This is a genomic window from Sorangium sp. So ce363 (assembly GCF_051520435.1).
In the GTDB taxonomy this organism is placed as follows: domain Bacteria; phylum Myxococcota_A; class Polyangia; order Polyangiales; family Polyangiaceae; genus Sorangium; species Sorangium cellulosum_B.
In genome coordinates this window covers 2,389,777-2,407,546 of sequence record NZ_CP150333.1, presented here as the reverse complement: position 1 = coordinate 2,407,546, position 17,770 = coordinate 2,389,777, and the positions used below count along the sequence as shown (strand labels likewise).

13 protein-coding genes are annotated in these 17,770 nt (G+C 71.6%); 7 read left to right on the top strand and 6 right to left on the bottom strand.

What is annotated here, in order from left to right; genetic code table 11:
• Positions 1-422 precede the first annotated feature (422 nt).
• A complete protein-coding gene (locus tag WMF12_RS09400) occupies positions 423-1,376 on the top strand; it encodes an alpha/beta hydrolase family protein (RefSeq protein ID WP_437870084.1) in 954 nt (317 codons plus the stop codon).
• On the opposite strand, the gene WMF12_RS09395 is transcribed toward WMF12_RS09400, so the two are convergent.
• Positions 1,355-2,761, bottom strand: coding sequence for a PQQ-dependent sugar dehydrogenase (locus WMF12_RS09395; protein ID WP_437870083.1), 1,407 nt, complete (start codon positions 2,759-2,761; stop codon positions 1,355-1,357). The genes WMF12_RS09400 and WMF12_RS09395 overlap by 22 nt on opposite strands.
• Before the next feature lie 51 nt (positions 2,762-2,812).
• On the opposite strand from WMF12_RS09395, the gene WMF12_RS09390 reads away from it, so the two are divergent.
• Both WMF12_RS09390 and WMF12_RS09385 read left to right on the top strand, forming a co-directional pair.
• Positions 2,813-3,988: a hypothetical protein gene (locus WMF12_RS09390; RefSeq protein WP_437870082.1), complete on the top strand. Its 1,176-nt coding sequence runs from the start codon at positions 2,813-2,815 to the stop codon at positions 3,986-3,988.
• Between the two features lie 304 nt (positions 3,989-4,292).
• Positions 4,293-5,606, top strand: coding sequence for an inositol-3-phosphate synthase (locus WMF12_RS09385; protein ID WP_437870081.1), 1,314 nt, complete (start codon positions 4,293-4,295; stop codon positions 5,604-5,606).
• A gap of 35 nt (positions 5,607-5,641) precedes the next feature.
• On the opposite strand, the gene WMF12_RS09380 is transcribed toward WMF12_RS09385, so the two are convergent.
• Both WMF12_RS09380 and WMF12_RS09375 read right to left on the bottom strand, forming a co-directional pair.
• Positions 5,642-6,466, bottom strand: a complete 825-nt coding sequence (locus WMF12_RS09380) for a calcium-binding protein (RefSeq protein ID WP_437745245.1) — start codon at positions 6,464-6,466, stop codon at positions 5,642-5,644.
• A 187-nt stretch (positions 6,467-6,653) separates the two neighbouring features.
• Positions 6,654-7,649 (bottom strand): diacylglycerol/lipid kinase family protein, encoded by a 996-nt coding sequence (locus WMF12_RS09375; protein WP_437870080.1) that lies wholly within the window; start codon positions 7,647-7,649, stop codon positions 6,654-6,656.
• A 600-nt stretch (positions 7,650-8,249) separates the two neighbouring features.
• Here WMF12_RS09375 and WMF12_RS09370 point away from each other — a divergent pair.
• Positions 8,250-8,933 carry a hypothetical protein gene (locus WMF12_RS09370; protein WP_012234436.1) on the top strand — a complete coding sequence of 228 codons (684 nt, stop codon included), beginning with the start codon at positions 8,250-8,252 and terminating at the stop codon, positions 8,931-8,933.
• Positions 8,934-8,967: 34 nt separating this feature from the next.
• On the opposite strand, the gene WMF12_RS09365 is transcribed toward WMF12_RS09370, so the two are convergent.
• Positions 8,968-10,482, bottom strand: coding sequence for an ATP-binding protein (locus tag WMF12_RS09365; protein ID WP_437870079.1), 1,515 nt, complete (start codon positions 10,480-10,482; stop codon positions 8,968-8,970).
• Between the two features lie 99 nt (positions 10,483-10,581).
• Here WMF12_RS09365 and obgE point away from each other — a divergent pair, with 99 nt between their 5' ends.
• Together obgE and WMF12_RS09355 are read left to right on the top strand one after the other, a co-directional pair.
• Positions 10,582-11,622 carry a GTPase ObgE gene (gene obgE / locus WMF12_RS09360; protein WP_437745242.1) on the top strand — a complete coding sequence of 347 codons (1,041 nt, stop codon included), beginning with the start codon at positions 10,582-10,584 and terminating at the stop codon, positions 11,620-11,622.
• A gap of 402 nt (positions 11,623-12,024) precedes the next feature.
• Entirely contained in the window at positions 12,025-13,773 is a 1,749-nt protein-coding gene (locus WMF12_RS09355) for a hypothetical protein (RefSeq protein ID WP_437870078.1), read from the top strand.
• On the opposite strand, the gene WMF12_RS09350 is transcribed toward WMF12_RS09355, so the two are convergent.
• A complete protein-coding gene (locus WMF12_RS09350) occupies positions 13,765-15,822 on the bottom strand; it encodes a CotH kinase family protein (RefSeq protein WP_437870077.1) in 2,058 nt (685 codons plus the stop codon). The two genes, WMF12_RS09355 and WMF12_RS09350, sit on opposite strands and share 9 nt — an antisense overlap.
• Positions 15,823-16,013: 191 nt before the next feature.
• Here WMF12_RS09350 and WMF12_RS09345 point away from each other — a divergent pair, with 191 nt between their 5' ends.
• Complete coding sequence (locus tag WMF12_RS09345) at positions 16,014-16,652, top strand: Uma2 family endonuclease (protein ID WP_437870076.1); 639 nt, start codon at positions 16,014-16,016, stop codon at positions 16,650-16,652.
• Between the two features lie 58 nt (positions 16,653-16,710).
• On the opposite strand, the gene WMF12_RS09340 is transcribed toward WMF12_RS09345, so the two are convergent.
• On the bottom strand, positions 16,711-17,601 hold the full coding sequence (locus WMF12_RS09340; RefSeq protein ID WP_437870075.1) for an NAD-dependent epimerase/dehydratase family protein: 891 nt from the start codon (positions 17,599-17,601) through the stop codon (positions 16,711-16,713).
• Positions 17,602-17,770 lie beyond the last annotated feature (169 nt).

Here is a 17,770-nt window from a genome sequence, read left to right as displayed (position 1 = left end):
GCCTGGCGTACCTCGTGTCGTCATTCCGCGGCGCAGCTCCGATCGTGAGCCGCCGCGAGCGACGGTAGCACGGCGCCCGCTCACCCGCCGCGTGCCCGCCGCTCCATGGGGAGCGTACCGATTCTACGTTACCGAGCGGCCGTTACGTCCACGTCCGGCGCGTCCGTCCGCTCGGCGAAGGCGACATCAACGGCTTCACTCGAAGCCGGGGAGGATGCGCGGCGAGGCGGATGGATCCGTAGCGGCGCGCGACGGGTCCCAGCCGCCGGCGTCACCGGCCGTGGTTGCGGGTCCACGGGGCGTCGGTGTTACCCCACCATCGGTCACCAAGGTCGGGGTGGTCGTGCCGGTGAGCTCCTGATAAACGGACGGGCATCGTCCTTGGTCTTCCCATCCCCCCGACACCGTCCGGAGAAACGAGCATGAGTCGATTCGTGGGCTACCGCAGCCTGACCGTTCGAGATCCGATGAACGACCTCTCGTTCCCGGTCCTCGTGATGTACCCGACGCACGTCCCTGCCGAGGTCGTCGCCATGGGGCCTTACTCGCTCGAGGTGGCCCGGAACGCGCCCGTGCACGGCGGCCCTTTCCCCTTCGTGCTCATCTCGCATGGCGGCGGCGGGACGCCCCTCGCGTATCGGACGCTCGCGTCCCACCTCGCACAGAGCGGCTATGTCGTCGCGATGCCCGAGCACCCCGGGGACAATCGCAACGATCGGTCCCTGACCGAGGCGGTCGAGAACCTGGAGCGCCGGCCCCGGCACGCCCGGCTGGCGGTGGACGCTGTCTGCTCCGACGCCGAGCTCGGGCCTCGCCTGCTGGGCGACGACATCGCCGTCATCGGGCACTCGATGGGTGGCTACACCGCGCTCGCCCTCGCGGGCGGGCAGCCCTGGACGGGGCCGGGGCAGAGGGTCGCGGTCACGAAGGACCCGCGCGTCAAGGCGCTGGTCTTGATGGCCCCCGCGGCGTGCTGGTTCGTGCCCAACGATGCCTTGAAGGACGTCGAGGCGCCCATCCTCCTGCTCGTGGCGGAGCACGACCGCATCGCGCCGCGATGGCAGGGGCAGCTCGTCCTCGACCTCGTCCCCGACCCGGCCCGGGTCACGTTCAAGGTCGTCGAGAATGCGAACCATTACTCGTTCCTGAGCCCGTTTCCTCCCCAGATGCGGCGCCCGGACTTCCTGCCCGCGATCGATCGCGCCGGGTTCGATCGCGAGGCGTTCCACCGTCGGCTCGAGCGCGACGTGCGCGAGTTCCTCGACGCGGCGCTGCGGCGGAGCCCTTCGTCGCCGCCACGTCGACAGCCCGTCCCGGAGGGAGCAGGCGACGCGCCGGCGGCCGTGGAACCACCTCACCCCGAATCGAGCCGGTAGACGCGCCCCGTGTTGAACATCACCACGTAGACCTCCCCGGCCGCGTCCTCGCCGAACGAGGACGGGAGTCCATTCGGGTTCAACGCCGAGGTCAGCTCGGCGGGATCGGTCGCTGCCTTGCCGTCCCACACGAAGGAGAAGAAGCGGCCCGTCACGTAGTCGGCGTACAGGTAACGGCCGCGCAGGCACGGGATCTTCGCCCCGCGGTAGACATAGCCGCCGACGATGGAGCCCGCCTCGCTCCGCGGGTGCTCGACCGCGGGCGGGAGGCCGCGCGGCTTGCACGTCGCGCCGGGAGGGTAGCAATGGGCGCCCTCCATCGCTTCCCAGCCGTAATCGTTCCTGCCCTGGCCAGGGCGCTCCACCAGGATCTCCTCCCAGCTCTTCTGGCCGACATCGCCGATGTACATGTCCCCGGTGAGCCGGTCGAAGCTGAACCGCCACGGGTTCCGGAGCCCATAGTCCCAGATCATCGGGTCACCGCTCGTCATGTTGCCCGCCGGCGCCTTGCCCGGCTGATCGACGTCGATGCGGAGGATCTTGCCGAGCTTCGAGGTGAGATCGGCCGCGGGGCTCGGCGATCGCGCGGAGTCGCCGATCGCGGCGTAGAGATGGCCGTCCTTGCCGAAGGCGAGCATCCCGCCGACGTGGTTCCAGGCGCCGTGCTTCACGTCGACCAGCGACCTGACCGGCTCGGGATGGGCGGAGTCGCCGCCCTGCGCCGCGCGCTTCCACTCCTCGATCACCACGTTGCCGCGCGGGGCCGACGAGTAGTGGAGCCAGAAGCGCCCGTTCTTCTCGTAGTCCGGGTGGAACGCGAGCCCGAGCAGGCCGCCCTCCGCGTTCGGCGCCGGAAAGAACACGCGCGAGCGCACGTCGAGGAACGGCGCCTGCTGGACGGCGCCGCCCTTGATGAGCCGGACGACCCCCGTCTTTTCGAGCACGAGGAGGCGCGACGGATCGCCGGGCGGCCCGGCGACATACGTCGGCTGCTCGAGCCCGCTCGCCACCATGGTGAGCTTCAGCTGCGGGACGCCCCCGCACTTCGCCGGGCGAGCGAGATCCGCGGCGCTCGCGGGCGCCCCCTGCGCCGCGGGGGCGCCTTGCGCGGCGGGCGCCCCCTGCGCGGCCGGCGTGTCTTGCGCGGCGAGCGCCGCGCCAGGCGCCCCCGTGCCCCCCTGAGCCGCCTGGACCGGGTTCCCCGCCGTGGCATGGCCGGGAGGGCCGCCCTCGCGAGGCTCCTCGGGCGGCCCCGCCACCTGCACGCGCCTGTCGCAGGCGGCTACACTGCCTGCGAGCAGGAGGCACCAGGCGGTCCGATGGCACGCTCTCGTCACATAGGCAGCGCGCCCCACGTCGCGCCGGTGGCTCGGTCTCTCGGGCAAGCGGGCACCTCCCTCTCCACCTTCACCACGAGAGGCCGCGCCTGGCAAGCCGTGCTCGCATCGCTGCTGCTGGCCGGCTGCGGCGGCTGCGGCGCGCAGGAGACGCCCCGGCCCGAACCTCTCCCCGCCCCACCGGCCCAGACCGGCCCGGCGGCCGCGACCACCACGCGCGCCCCCGGCACAGGCGATCGCCCCGGCCAGGGCGCGGCCCAGGCGCCCGGAGGCCTGCCGCCTTGCAAGGACGGCGACACCGATCCTCACGATCTCCGCTGCACCGGGCTCTACGGCGACCCCGGCGCGCGCTCGCTCGCGGCGGGTGTCCGCGAGTTCAAGCCCGCCTTCGAGCTCTGGAGCGACGGCGCGGAGAAGACGCGGTGGATCTACCTCCCTCCGGGCGCGACCATCGATGTCTCCCGGATGAACGACTGGACCTTTCCTGTCGGCACCAGGCTGTGGAAGGAGTTCCGTCTGCCCGTCGCCGGCGCGAGCCGCCGTATCGAGACGAGGTTCCTGTGGAAGACCGCGGAGGATCGCTGGACGCGCGCGACCTACGTCTGGTCGGAGGACGGGGCGAGCGCGACGCAGGTGAAGGCCGGTGTCCCCCACGTCCCCGGCGCCCCCGACTATGCGATCCCGGCGCAGGTCGACTGCATCCGTTGCCACGCTGGCAAGACCGACAACCCGCTTGGATTCGAGGCGATCCAGCTCGCCGCGCGGGGCGCCGGCGGCCTGACGTATGCCGAGCTCGTCGAGCGCGGCCTCCTGTCGACGACATCCGGCGGCCCGCTCCCCGACGCGGCCGCGCTCGAGGTGCCCGGGACCGCGACGGAGCGGCGCGCCCTCGGCCTGCTGCACGTCAACTGCGGCGTCTCGTGCCACCACCCGCTCGGCGTCGCGACGCACTTCGAGATGCGCCTCGACGTCGACGCTGCCGGCCGGGTGGGCGACGTGCGCGGCACGCGCGTCTACCAGACGGCGATCAACCAGCCCGCGAAGGTCCGCCCGCCCGGAGCGCCGCCGGGAGCCCGCTATGACCGGCTGAGGCCCCTCGATCCGGATCGCAGCGCCGTGCTCCGCAGCATGTCCCGGCGCGACGCGCCCGGCGCGCCGTCCGAGCAGATGCCGCCGCTCGCGACCCGGCGCGTCGACGAGGAGGCCGTCGCCGCGATCCGCGCCTGGATCGAGGCGATGACCCCTGCCGCCGGCTACCCTCGCCCCTCCCCTTGATCGCGATCGCCCGCCGGGGTTGCCCGGCGCGTCGCGAACATGCCATCTCGTGGCAGCACCTCATGCCGCCGTCCGAGGCGCCGAGAGGAAGGGAGCGCCGGAAACGCGCGAAGGGAGCCCGCGGGAAACGCCATCGCGCGCGCGCCGCGCCCGTGGTGATCGCGGCCCTCGAGCTTCATGCTCCCGGCGGGTCGCAGCGCCGCGCGGCCTCGACCGACGTCGCGCTCGCCGCGCCCACGGCGCCGGCGGATGCCCCGCCTTGCCCGGCGAGCGCCCACGACCACGACCGGGGGGAACACGTCACGTGAAGCAGCCGAAAGAGATCAAGACCGCGGAGGGCAAGCTCGGGGTCCTGCTGCCGGGGCTGGGCGCCGTCTCCACGACGACCATCGCGGGCACCCTGCTCGCGCGGCGCGGGCTCGCGGCGCCCATCGGGTCGCTCACCCAGATGGGCACGATCCGGCTCGGCCGGCGCACCGACGAACGCGCGCCCAGGATCAAGGATTTCCTGCCGATCGCGGCGCTCGATCAGCTGGTGTTCGGCGCGTGGGACATCTTCCCCGACAACGCCTACGAGTCGGCGCGGCACGCGGACGTGCTCGAGCACCGCCACCTCGACGCCGTCCGCGAGGAGCTCGAGCGGATCCGCCCGATGCCCGCGGTGTTCTACCCGCAGTACGTCCGGCGGCTCCACGGCAACCACGTGAAGAAGGGCGCGAGCAAGGCCGCGATGGTCGAGCAGGTCCGGGAGGATATCCGCGCCTTCCTGCGCGACAGCGGCGCTGCGCGCGCCGTCGCCGTCTGGTGCGGATCGACCGAGGTCTATATCGCGCCGGCGGAGGTCCACTCCTCCGTCGCGCGCTTCGAGGCGGGCCTCGCCGAGGACCACCCGGCGATCTCGAGCTCCCAGATCTACGCATGGGCCTGCCTGAAGGAGCGCGTCCCGTTCGCGAACGGCGCCCCGAACCTGACGGTCGATTTCCCGGCCGCGTGGGAGCTCGCGAGCAAGCAGGAGGTCCCCATCGCCGGCAAGGACTTCAAGACCGGCCAGACCCTGATGAAGACCGTGATCGCCCCGGGGCTCAAGGCGAGGATGCTCGGCGTCGCAGGGTGGTTCTCGACGAACATCCTCGGCAACCGCGACGGCGAGGTGCTCGACGACCCGGACTCGTTCCGATCGAAGGAGGTCTCGAAGCTCGGGGTGCTCGAGCACATCCTCCAGCCGCACGTCCACGGCGAGCTCTATGGCAAGCTCTTCCACAAGGTGCGGATCGAGTACTACCCCCCTCGGGGCGACGCCAAGGAGGGGTGGGACAACATCGATCTCGTCGGCTGGCTCGGCTACCCGATGCAGGTGAAGATCAACTTCCTCTGCCGCGACTCGATCCTCGCCGCGCCCCTCGTGCTCGACCTGGCGCTCCTCCTCGATCTCGCGCAGCGCGCCGGGCTGCGCGGCACGCAGGAGTGGCTCAGCTTCTACTTCAAGAGCCCCATGACCGCGCCGGCCCTGTACCCGGAGCACGATCTCTTCATCCAGTCGATGAAGCTCAAGAACACGATGCGCTGGCTCATGGGGGAGGACCTCATCACCCACCTGGGCAACGAGTACTACGACTGATCGCCCGGCAGCTCCGCGCCGCCCCCGCGGCGGCGTCACTGCCAGCGCAGGTGCACGTCGACGACCGCGCCCGTCCGCGTCGAGGCGCCCTCCGAGAACGTGAACGAGGCCCGCTCGATCTCGCAGTTACCGCGCGTGTCACAGCGCCGATCGCGTCCATACGAGAGCTCGATCGCGACGAGCCCGCGCGACGCGAGCGGCTCGAGCTCGCCGGCGCTCGACGCGCGGTTCGCGTCGCGGTCGCTCCAGAGCACGAGCCGCGACCACGCCTCGTCCCGCGCCGTGATCCGGCCGTCTCCGTCGGTGTCGAGCTCGCGGAGCGCGGTGAACCCGTTGTCCGCGCGGGCGCCGCTCGAGAGCACCGTCGCCGAGCCGAACAGCTCCTCGCCGCCGTCGATCGCCCCGTTGTCGTCCCGATCGAGCGCGAGCCACGGCGTCGCCGCGGTCGGCCAGTCGGTGGCGATCGTGGCCCCGAGCCCGCTCAGATCGAAGGCGCCGCTCATCGCGGTCACGTACTCGACCGGCCGTTGCTCGAACGAGAGCACGAGCGGCGTGCTGGTGACGCTGCCGCCCGCCTGACACCCGGTCCAGGTCGCCACCCCGTCGATGTTCTCGCACTGCTCGAAGCCCTCCGTCCCGTTGACGGTGCAGCTCCGGGACTCGCCGATCTCACACGCCGCCTCCGCCTCGTCGCCTTCGAGCTCGTCGCCTTCGAGCGCGCCCTCGTCGGTGCCCTCACCGCTTTCCCCTTCTGTCACCTGCGCGGCGCATCCAGCGCCGATCGACGCCACGCCGAGGAGGAGCGCAAGCGAGGCAATTCCCACCGAACCGGAGCGAAGAATGGTCAGCTTGATGTTCATGGCACATGACCGGAGCAAGCGTTGCGCCAGCCCCTCGCCGCCCGCTCATCCCGCGAAATCCCCGGGAGTCGTGGCACCAGGAGCCCCCGAAGCGCTCCACCGTGCCACCCTGCGCCAGGAGCACGACGCGAGTCGTGCCAATCTGGTCCAATCCGTGTCGTCTCGCGCCCTGCCGGACGGGTGAGCCTCATCCGCGCGGCGGCGCGTAGAAATCCACGATCCGGATCGGCTCGGTCAGGCGCACGCGCACCCGCGATCGCTCCCCGCGGACGTCGCCGCCGATCTGAAAGCTCGTCACCGGGTCCATCTCGATCGTGACCTCGTCCACGAAGTAATCGAACACCGTCTCCAGGTCGTCGTACTCTCCGCTCCAGATGCTCGAGAAGTTCCGCACGAACGTGAACGGCGAGACCACCGACACGCGCAGCTGCATCCGGTCCTGGCGATCGTCCGCATAGGGGAACATCCGGAAGCCGAAGCCGTAATAGGGGATCGTCGACAGCGCCGCGATCTTCGCCGGCCCCTCGTAGATGACGCCGCCCTTCTTGATGGGCGCCCCCAGCATCGCCCCCTTCTCGCCGACGCGGATCGCGTCGTTGCCCTCGTTGATGATGCGGCAGTGCGGTGTTCGCCGCACGAGGTAGCTCGGGATCGTCCGCGTCGTCGCGGCGATGGCGTACGCCACCGGCCCCGGCGCGAGCCGCTTCAGCGGGCCCCGCGCGAGCGCCGACTTCACCGCGTTGTAGTCGCGGAGCATCACCGCATCGATCCCGAAGCCGCAGAACGGTGACAGGATGTCCTCGGCCTCCACCAGCCGCAGGTTCCGGCTCCCGGCCTCGGCGCGCAGCCGCTGGAGGTCGACCGCGAGCCCGGGCTTCGCGCCCGCGCCGCCGGACGCGCCGAGCACCCACGCCAGCGAGTTGCCCGTCCCCAGGCGCAGCAGCCCGAACCGCGGCAGCGGCAGCCCGCGCCGCTTCGCCTCGTTGACAACGGCCGTCACCACCACCGTGAACGTCCCGTCGCCGCCGCCCGTGAGGATCGTGCCGTAACCCCGGTCGACCAGGATCCGCGCGATGCCCTCGCTCTCCTCCACCCGCCGCGAGACGAACAGATCCCCTGTGTCAAGGATCTGATCGAGCGTCTCGATCACCTCCGCCGTCACGCTCTTGGCGTTGCCGTTCACCACCACGGCAATCCGGCTGCTCGCCGCGCCTCGTGGTATTTCGCTCGCACGACGCGGCGCATCAGCGACCACGGCCTTGGGGACGTCATCGGCGGGGTCGCGACCGGCGGGCGGAGAGGTCATACACCGCGATCTACCACGACCCACGCCTGCGCTTGGAGCGCGGGATGACGCGGGATCGCGCGGGACGGCTGGATGGATGGATGACCAACCGCCCGGCAGGCGGCCGGCGCGCGACAGGCGTCGCGGGCGCGGCTCTCGCCGGACCCCAGCGCTGAGCCCGCCGGGGCCGGCGATTGTGGACCGATGTGGCCGACGAAACCCAGCGGTCCCGCCGGACGACCAGCTTTCCGGGAGGCCCGATAGCGTGCGATGCTCGCTGGTTTTGGCTCCCGGACCGATCTTGGGTCATGCTGCCCTTCGGGAAAGCGAGGAGCCTCCCCGAAACTTAGTGGACGGGGTGGTCGATTTTTTGGTAAGGCGACGACCTGGTGAGCCAATTGGGCTTGACAGCCGTGCGGGTCTTTACCGCCGCGCGGGCGGCGCGCGCTTGAGGCGAAGGGCCGCGACGATCTCGTACCCAGCGGGGGACGCAGCGACATGCCGAAGATCACAAAGCAGGGCAGCTCCGAGAAGGCGACGGGTATGAAGAAGAAGGCCTCTTCGAGCAGCAAGGGGGGCGCAGAAGCTCAGCTTGCGAAGCCCGTGAATCCGGTAATCAAGGAAGATTCGAAATCGGCGTCGAGCGCGTCGAAGCGTAAGCTCGGCCTCCGTGGCGCTGCGCCCTGGGCTGCGCGGCACGCTGCGAAGCACGCCGCCGAGGCGCGGGCCCGGGCCGCGGAGCCGGCGCCCCCTGGCAGCGCCCGGGCGACCATCCGCGTGCCGAGCGGCGCCGAGGAGATCAAGGCGAAGATCGCGGAGCTCCACAACCAGACCCAGAAGATCCGCACGCTCCGCAAGCGGCTCGACAAGGGGTTCTTCGATATCGGGGTGGTGCTCGCCGAGATCCAGCAGCAGGAGCTGTATCAGGCGAAGGGCTACGGCTCGTTCGAGGCGTTCCTCGAGCGCGAGATCGACCTCGGCAAGCAGACGTCGTTGCGCCTCATCAAGGTCGCCCACGTCTTCCAGCGCGAGGTGGCCCTCGACTACGGCATGGACCGGCTGTTCGTCGCGCTCGCCGCCCTCGAGGGCGAGGTGCCCAAGCCCGCCCCCTCCGCGATCCCCTCCGCCCCTGGCTCCAAGCCTCCCCTCCCCCTGAAGCCCCCCATGCGCATCGTGGGGTGAGCGCCGCTCGGCGGTGCGCGTTCCGGGCGGCGAGTCAGACGCCAGCGACGCGGGGGGGTGACGAGCCGATCGGGCGCTCGATGGGCTCGGGGACGAAGCGGGGGAGCCTCACCCGGACCGTCGTGCCGTCGGCGGCGTGGGCGTCGACATCCACACGGCCCGCGTGCTGGTCGACGATCTTCCGGACGATCGCGAGCCCGAGGCCCGTGCCCGCCGCCTTCGTGGTGAAGAACGGATCGAAGATCTCGGCGAGGATCGTCGGCGCGATCCCTGGCCCCGTGTCCCCGATCGACAGCCACACCTCGTGCGCGTCCCCCGACGCGCACGCCCGCAAGACCCCGCCGTCGGGCATCACGTCGAGCGCGTTGACGACGAGGTTCAAGACCACCTGCTTGAGCTTCTCGACGTCGCCCAGCGCGAAGCAGTCGTCCGCGAGATCGCGGACGACCTCGACGTGGTGGCTCGCGAACGCCTCCTCCTCGAGGTCGAGCACGTCGCGCACGACGCGGGCCAGATCGACGGGCTCCCGGTGGGGCGCGCGCGGCCGGGCGAGCTCGAGGAACTCGCCGAGGAGCCGGCCCAGGCGGGCGATCTCCGCCTCGACGATGCCGACGCGCCGCTTCATGGGCTCGCGGATCGCCTCGTCGGAGAGGCGGTCGATGCCGCGGCTGAGCAGGTGGAGCTCCAGGACCGCGGCGTTCAGCGGGTTCCTGATCTCGTGGGCGAGCCCGAGGGCGAGCGGGGCCATGGCGTTCAGGGCCTCGGCGTCGGCGGCCCGCCGCTCGAGGGCGCGCCGCTCGGTCACGTCGATGCCGATGCCGTAGACGAGGTCGGTCCTGCCGCCGCGCCCGCCGCCGCGGACGCCGGAGAGGTGCCAGCGCACGCGGCGGATCGCGCCCACCGCGTCCCGGACGCCGACCTCGACCTCGGCGGCGGCGTCGCCCTCGACCACGCTCAGGAACGACTGGTTGAACCGGCGCTGATCGGGCTCGTCGACGAGCGCCTCGCAGAACGCCATGCCGAGCGCGGCGTCGCAGGACACGCCGGTCAGCGCGGTCAGGCGCGGGTTGAAGAGCGCGACGCTGCCGCCGGCGTTCAGGCCGAGGATGAGCACGTCCGCCGCGTCGATGATCGCCCGGTACCGCCGCTCGAGCTCTTCCCGCTCGCGCTTCAGCGAGATCTTCTCGATCGCCTGGGCCACAGTGGAGATGAGCTCCTCGGGGCGGAACGACTTGAGGATGAAGGCGAAGGCGCCGGCGCGGAGCGCGGCCATGGCGGCGTCGACGGTCGCGAAGCCGGTCACGAGGACGATCTCGCCGTGGGGGGCGGCGGCGCGGAGCGGGGCGATGAGCTCGAGGCCGCTCGCGTCCGGGAGCTTGACGTCGACGACCGCGACGTCGAACCCGTCGCGCCGGGCGGCCGCGAGCCCCTGCTTGCCGTCGGGCGCGAGGGCGACCTCCACGTCGAGCTCGCGCGCGCCCTCGAGGACCTCGCGGAGGTTTCCGGCGAGGCTCGTGTTGTCGTCCACGATCAGGATTCGAGCGGGCACCTGGGGTCTCCTGGGCGAGCGGTCAGGCGGGCGGCCCGATGCGCGGGGCGCCCTTCCGCTTTGGGGTCTTTCCTAAATTGTATGCTATGAGCCGCCGTCATGCGGTTCGTCGATCGGTGCCGTCTGAAGGTGATCGCCGGGGATGGCGGCAATGGAGCGATCGCATTCCGTCGTGAGAAGTACATCCCGTTCGGCGGCCCCGCGGGTGGAGACGGCGGCCGCGGCGGGGACGTCGTCTTCGTGGGCGACGGAGGCCTGTCCACGCTACTCGACTTCACCTACGCGCGCACGCTCGAGGCCGACCGGGGCGAGCACGGGATGGGGAGCGACTGCCACGGGCGCGCCGGCGCCGACCGGGTCGAGAAGCTCCCCGTGGGGACGCAGATCTTCGACGCGGAGAGCGGCGAGCTGATCGCCGACGTGACCGAGCACGGCCAGCGGGTCATCGTCGCCCGCGGCGGCAAGGGGGGCCGCGGCAACCTGCACTTCAAGTCGCCGCACGACAGGGCTCCGCGGCGCGCCGAGCCGGGTGAGCCGGGCGAGGCCCGCGAGCTCCGCCTCGAGCTGAAGGTGCTCGCCGACATCGGCCTGCTCGGCTTCCCCAACGCCGGCAAGAGCACCTTCGTCGCGGCCGTCTCGGCGGCCCGGCCCAAGATCGGCGACTACCCGTTCACGACGCTCACCCCGATCCTGGGCATGGTCGAGATCGGCGGCGGCGTCCGGGCGGGCGGGTCGAGCTTCGTCATCGCGGACATCCCCGGGCTGGTCCCGGGCGCGAGCGAGGGGGTAGGGCTCGGCATCCAGTTCCTGAGGCACGTGGAGCGGACGCGGGCGCTCCTCCACCTCGTGACGCTCGACCCGGGCGAGGGCCGCGAGCCGCTCGCCGACTACCGGGCGCTCCGCAAGGAGCTCAAGAAGTTCAGCCCGGAGATCGCGGAGCGCCCGGAGATCGTCGTCCTGACGAAGGCCGATCTGACCGAGGTGCGCGAGGCCTACCCGAAGCTCAAGGCGCGGTTCGCGAAGGCGAAGGTGAAGCTCCACCTCATCAGCGCCGCGACGGGCGAGGGGATGCCGGAGCTCGTCCGCGAGCTCGCGGCGCTCGCGCGCAAGCGGGAAGAGCCGGCAGAGCAGGACGGCTGAGCGCCTCGGCCCGGACGGGCTGGCGCGGCGCGCACCGACGGCGCGGCGTGAGCGCCGCCGCCGTCGGCGCATCGTGACACGGCAGAGCCCGCTGGCTCGCTGGCTCGAACGGACGCTGGCTCGCGGAACGCGAAGAACGCGAAAGAACGCGAAAGAACGCGGACGGCGGCGCAGAGCCGGCGCCGTGCGCCCCTTCGTCATCACATCACCCGTCATCCGGCGCACTGGAAAAAGGGGATCACCCGCCTTCGTGCGTACAGACACGAAGTGTTCTCACGTGGGCTGGTCCTCCACATCCGTCGTTATTTGGTTCGAGCGTGCGCGCACCACCTGGACAGGAGAGCAAAACTCGAGTCCAATTTAAGATCCGGACTCACGTGTCCTGTCGGAAGGAGAAGCCCTATGCGCTGGTCGACCCCCAACAAACCGTCTTCTCTCGCGTGGCGTGCGGCCCTCCTCGTGGCGCTCGGCACGGGCGGGGCGGCGCGCGCGGATGTGGTGCAGCCGAACGGCACCGTCGTCCCCGTGATCACGAGCCGATTGAGCGATCTGCTGAACGGCTCGACGAAGAACGACATGCTCGACGAGATGATCGACGTCGTGGCCGACGCCGCGGTGGAGCCCCAGGTGTTCTCGCCGCTCTGCGAGTTCAGCGGCAAGTACATCGAGAAGGGGGGCGGCGCCAACTTCGCGGTCGGCTGGTACAACGTCGACGATGGCCGCGACAGCGGCGACCCGCCGCTGTATGTCCCCGTCGACGCCGGAGCCAACCTCAGCACGCCGGCGCCGGAGAGCGATATCCAGATCCTCTTTCCGTTCTCTGGCTCCCTGCCGCCCGCCGAGAAGCGCGAGCTGACGGCCGTCTCGATCCGGGAGAACCCCGCCTACGCGGGAGGCCTCATCGGCTTCGTGCTGATCCCGAACCCGAACGGCACCGGCAACGGCAACGCCACGCAGTACCATTACACCGAGCACCGGTTCAACGTGGAGTGTACGGCGTGCGAGAGCCCGGGGCCCTGGTACTCCGATCTCATCTACAGGTCGAACCAGCTCGCCAACACGTTCTACCTGGGGTTCGAGGATCTCGATTTCCGGAACGCCGCCGGCAGCGCGGGCGTCAACGGCAATGATCTCGATTACGAGGACTTCCTGTTCCGCTTCTCCGGCATCACGTGCCCCGCGGCCGGCCAGCCGTGCGAGGTCGAGGAGAACGTGGGCGCGTGCCGCGCGGGGATCTCCGACTGCGACGCGCAGGGACAGGCGATCTGCACGCCGATCGTCGAGCCTGGCAGCCAGGCCGAGCAGTGCGACGGCATCGACAACGACTGCGACGACATCGTCGACGAGGAGGCGCCCTGTCCGGAGTACCAGGTGTGCAGCCGCGGCCGCTGCGTGAACCGCTGCGGCTCGGCCGAGTTCCCGTGCGAGCCGGGGCTCGTGTGCGTGGAGGGCCTGTGCGTCGAGCAGGCGTGCGTCGACGCGATGTGCGATGTCGGCGAGGTGTGCCATGACGGCGAGTGCCGCGCGCCCTGCGACGGCGTGGTTTGCCCGCACGGTCAGACCTGTCGCGGCGACCGCTGCCTGGATCCGTGCGACGGCGTGACGTGCGGCGCGGGCGAGGTGTGCGAGAGCGGCGTCTGCGTGGTCCAGTGCGGCTGCCGGGGCTGTCCGTCGGAGGACCGCTGCGCGGCGGACACCGGGAGGTGCGTCGAGGCCGCGTGCGCCGACGTCGCGTGCGGCGCGGGCACCACTTGCCGTGGCGGGGCGTGCGTCGACCTCTGCGACGGCGTCGTGTGCCCCGCGGGCGAGCGGTGCGTGGCCGGCATGTGCGCCGAGGAGCCGCCGGCTCCTGCCACCACGACGGCGGCGGGTCCGACGCTCGACGTGGCCGCCTCGGTCGGCGCGGGCGACGCCGGATCGGGCGCGGGCGGGGACGGATCGGGCTCGGGTGGGGCTCCCTCCACCGGCGCGGGCGGGGACGCGAGCGGGAGCGGGGAGTCGGCGGGCTGCAGCTGCAGCCTCGGCGGCGACGCGCCGTCCGCCGGCGGCGTCGCCGCGCTGCTCCTCGCCGTGAGCCTCGGGCTGCGCCGCAGGAGGGGCGGAGACCCGGAGCGCTCGGCCCCGGGCCTCCGTATCCGTCGTTCAGGGTGATTCGGACGTCGGCCCGAAGAACTCGACATCATCGATCTCGATGGTGCCCGAGTCGGCCTTGTCCTTGCCGAGGAAGCCGTTCGCGCGGACGCCGTTCATCTCCGCGCTGAAGGAGAGGCCGACGATCGACCGGAGCACGTCGTTCACGTCGTCGCCCGGGTCGCGCCCCTGATCGATGGCCCAGCCGGGGAGCGCCATGTCGGCGAACCTGAGCTCGATCAGCGTCGGCTCCGCGGTGAGCCGCACGTCCCATCCGTGGCGAACGCCCGAGAGCCCTTCGCTCTGCGCCGGGCTCTCGACGTCGAAGCGCATCCCGCGCGCCGCCTCCGCCCGCGCCCAGAAGCGGACCCCCTCGAGCGCCGTCGCGTCGATCATGCCCTCGGCGAGAGGCACCCCGAAGTACACGTACTGCCCCCAGGGAGACGCCTCGTCGCGGAAGTCGAAGCGGAGGAGCATGCTCTGCGCGCCGTTCAGCGGATCTTCCTGCGAAAGGCCCTGCACGGCGCTCGACGCGTTGTTGGTGGACAGCACCGTCCCGACGTACAGCCCGAGCGTGTCCGCGGCCTCGAAGTCGTTGATCCCCGTCGCGGTGAACGAGAAGGGCGCGAGGGGCGTGCCGCTGGCGAAGCGGCCCAGGCGCTCTCGGAGGATCGGCAGCTCGTTCCTGAGGCGCTCCACCGCGGGCTCCCACCCGGCGAGCCCGGGCCCGAGCGGGTCCTCCTCGACGGCGGTGCGGATCAGCGCCGCGTACTTGTCGACCTGCTCCTCGAGCCGCCCGTCGCTGAACGGGCCCTCATGGAGCGCCTGCAGCGCGGCCTTGTAGCCCGCTGCGTCCTGGTTCAAGGCGGCGAACAGGGCGTCGCAGCCCGGCGGGCGCACGTGCTCGGAGCCCATGAACACCGGGACCACGGCGCTGCAGTCCGCCGGCGTCTCCGTCCATCGCGGCACGTGACCGAAGTAGGTGCTGGGGCCGAGGGTCTGATCGAGATCCCACGGGATGAGGTGGAACTTGCCCGAGGACGGCTCGTCATAGAAGTAGAAGTTGTGGTTGAACGCGGCGCCCGCCTCGTTGGCGTAGTAGGTCGTGACGCCGTCCCAGTTCACGATTGCCTCGTCGACGGCCATGTAGCGCTGCAGCTGCTCGATGTCCGTCCACTCCGACAGCGCGGTGAGCCGCTCCGCGCCCTCGACGGACGCGAGGGCGGTCGAGAACGCGATGAATCGCTCGTGCGTGGCCACGTCTTCGTTCGTCTCGATCCGCTCCGCGTAGTAGCCGGCGTCGTCCGAGACCGGCCACGCTTCCTTGTAGAGATCGCCGTCCGGAGCCTCGGAGAAGTGGTGTTCCAGGAAGCGGCCGTCCACGTCCTCGACCATCGAGAAGAGCCCTTGCGACTCGCCGTTCACGTTCAGCGTCGCCCACGCGCTCCGCGGGGCGGCGACGCCCATCTCCCGGAACAGGCCATAGGCGATCCGCTCGTGGAGCCGGGTGGGGTCCCAGATCATGGAGTGGAAGTTCAGGCGCTTCTGCGCGTAGAAGCGCTGTCCGCCGACGACCTCGTCGAACTTCACCTTCATGCTGAGCTTCGGACAGGTGAGGTTCCCCTCCCCGTCGAAGCACATGTCGAGGGTGCCGTAACCGCCCTTGAACCGCAGGCCGACCACGCCCAGACTCTTGCCCTTGTAGCAGGCCTCGGCCTCGACATACCGCTCGTCGCGGGCGTTCGCCTTGAGCTCCGCCCAGCGCTCTTCCGGTAGGTAGAAGTCGAAGCGCGGGACCTCCTCCGCCGCGTACAGCTCGTCCGCGTCGCGGTCGGCCAGCGCGGGGTCGGACGGCTCGCACCGCGGCGTCGGGGGTTGCCCGCCGCTCCCGCCGTCGCTCGTGCCGCCCTCTCCGCCAGCGCCTCCGGCGCCTCCGGCGCCTCCGCCTCCAGCGCCAGCCCCGCCCGAGCCGCCTGGCCCGACGCCGCTGCTCGCGCCTTCGTCATCACCGCAGCCTGCGCCCACCGCGGCAGCCGCAAGTGCAAGCACCATCCAATATCCAAGCTTCATTCAACGATCCTCCAAGAGCCTCGACCCTAGTCGTGGTCATCCCGTCCGTCGATGCCTGATTTTCACGGCAGGGATGGACGCCTCGCTGGACATCGTGCGTCGCCGCGCCGCGCCGTGCAGGCGCGCCGCGTGACCTCGCGATCCCGCTCATGACCCGGCACGAGGCGCGCGGTGATGGTAGTTTTCCAGGCGTGAGCCAGCGCCCGTATCCTGAGCCCCAGGCAGCCCGCCTCTTGTCCGTCGCGGAGTGGGCAGCGCTGCCGGAAGACGAAGCCGGTGAGCTCATCGATGGCCGCCTGGTCGAGGAAGAGATGCCCGATTGCGTCCACGAGCTGGCCGTCGCCTGGCTCATCCACACCCTGCGGGCCTGGCTCATCCCGCGCGGCGGCTTCGTCTTCGGCTCCGAGGTGAAGTACGCGCTCAAGCCGCGGCGCGGGCGCAAATCCGACGTGTCGGCGTTCCTTCCGACCTCGCGGAGGCCCCCGGCCCGTGGCGCCGTCGGCATCCCGCCGGACATCATGGTCGAGATCGTCTCCCCCTCGCCGCGGGACAGCCGGCGCGATCGCGTAGAGAAGCTCGAGGAGTACGCCGCGTTCGGGGTGCGCTGGTACTGGCTGCTCGATCCGCAGCTCCGCACGCTGGAGATCCACGAGCTCGCGCGCGGCGGGCTCTACCAGCACCGCCTCACCGCGCCCGGAGGGGTGCTCCGGGAGGTTCCGGGCTGCGAGGGGCTGACGCTCGATCTGGACGCGCTCTTCCGCGAGCTCGACCGGCTCGACGCGACGGAGCCGCAGGAGCCGCCGCAAGGCACCGCGGACGACGAGGCGTGACAGCGCGGGCGGCGAACGGCGCGGCCGCGCGGCGGTTCACCCGCGATGCCAGCGCGGCTCACCCGCGGTGCCGTACGGCGCGCTCACTCGCGGCGGAGGCCGGCGCCTCGGCCTCGACGGCCAGGCACGCCTCGAACCCCTCGATGTAGCTCGGGTAGAGCAGCGCCATCCCGAGGGCGCGCTTGATTTTCGCGTTGTCCACGGCGCGATCGTGGCGGAGCGTCTCGTGCAGATCCTCCCGCGGCGCCCCGGCCGGCAGCGCGAGGCCGAGCCGCGCGCAGAGCCAGCGGACGACCTCGATCTGCGGCACGGGCGCGTCGTCCGCGACCAGGAAGGCCTCGCCGGGGGCGGCGCGCTCGACGCGCTCCAGCGCCGCGAGCGCGAGGCGCGCGAGGTCCTCGACGTGGATGCGCGAAACGACGTTCCTGCCCTGCCGATCGCCCTCGCCGGTCATGCGGAAGTCGCCGCGCAAGAGCCGCTGGTGCAGGCCGCGGCCCGGGCCGTAGATGCCCGTGGCGCGCAGCACCACGGCGCCGCGCGCGCGGTACACGTCCTCGGCCGCGAGGCGCGCCGCCGCGCGGGGGCCGTCGGCCGACGTGGGCGTCGCCTCGTCGATGCGCCCCGTCGCGTCGCCGTACACGGCGGTCGACGAGACGTACGCGATCGCGCGCGCGCGGCGGAGCGAAGGCGCGATCGCGGCGTCGGTCGCGCCGTCGGGCGGGAAGGCGACGAGCACGTCCGCGCCGTCGGTCACGAGCCGGTCGACGGCCTCCGCGGTGAGCGCCGGGAGGACGCTCACCTCGATGCCCGCCTGCGCGAGCTCCGCGGCGCGCTCCGGCGAGCGCGTCGTCGCGACGACGCGGCCGCCGGACGCCCTCCGCAGGCCGGCGACCACCGCGCCCGTGAAGCCGCAGCCGAGGACGATGAGCGGGGGGGAGCTGTTGAGCATGAGTTCTGGGCGACGCTTCTACCAGCAAGCGCGAGAGGACGCCTCCGCGGCGCGAGAGCGCTGCCGGCCGCGCCCGAGGTGCACGGATGGGGTCGCGACGTCGTCGTCGTCTTCGTGCGGGCGGGTCGCCAGGTCTGCGCACCGCCGCCTAGGATGGTCATGGTAGGGC

Bases quoted from the DNA above. Each gene is read 5' to 3' on its own strand.
- WMF12_RS09340 (WP_437870075.1), bottom strand. From the start codon at position 17,601: ATGCTCAACAGCTCCCCCCCGCTCATCGTCCTCGGCTGCGGCTTCACG.
- WMF12_RS09350 (WP_437870077.1), bottom strand. From the start codon at position 15,822: ATGAAGCTTGGATATTGGATGGTGCTTGCACTTGCGGCTGCCGCGGTG.
- obgE (WP_437745242.1), top strand. From the start codon at position 10,582: ATGCGGTTCGTCGATCGGTGCCGTCTGAAGGTGATCGCCGGGGATGGC.
- WMF12_RS09380 (WP_437745245.1), bottom strand. From the start codon at position 6,466: ATGAACATCAAGCTGACCATTCTTCGCTCCGGTTCGGTGGGAATTGCC.
- WMF12_RS09355 (WP_437870078.1), top strand. From the start codon at position 12,025: ATGCGCTGGTCGACCCCCAACAAACCGTCTTCTCTCGCGTGGCGTGCG.
- WMF12_RS09370 (WP_012234436.1), top strand. From the start codon at position 8,250: ATGCCGAAGATCACAAAGCAGGGCAGCTCCGAGAAGGCGACGGGTATG.
- WMF12_RS09400 (WP_437870084.1), top strand. From the start codon at position 423: ATGAGTCGATTCGTGGGCTACCGCAGCCTGACCGTTCGAGATCCGATG.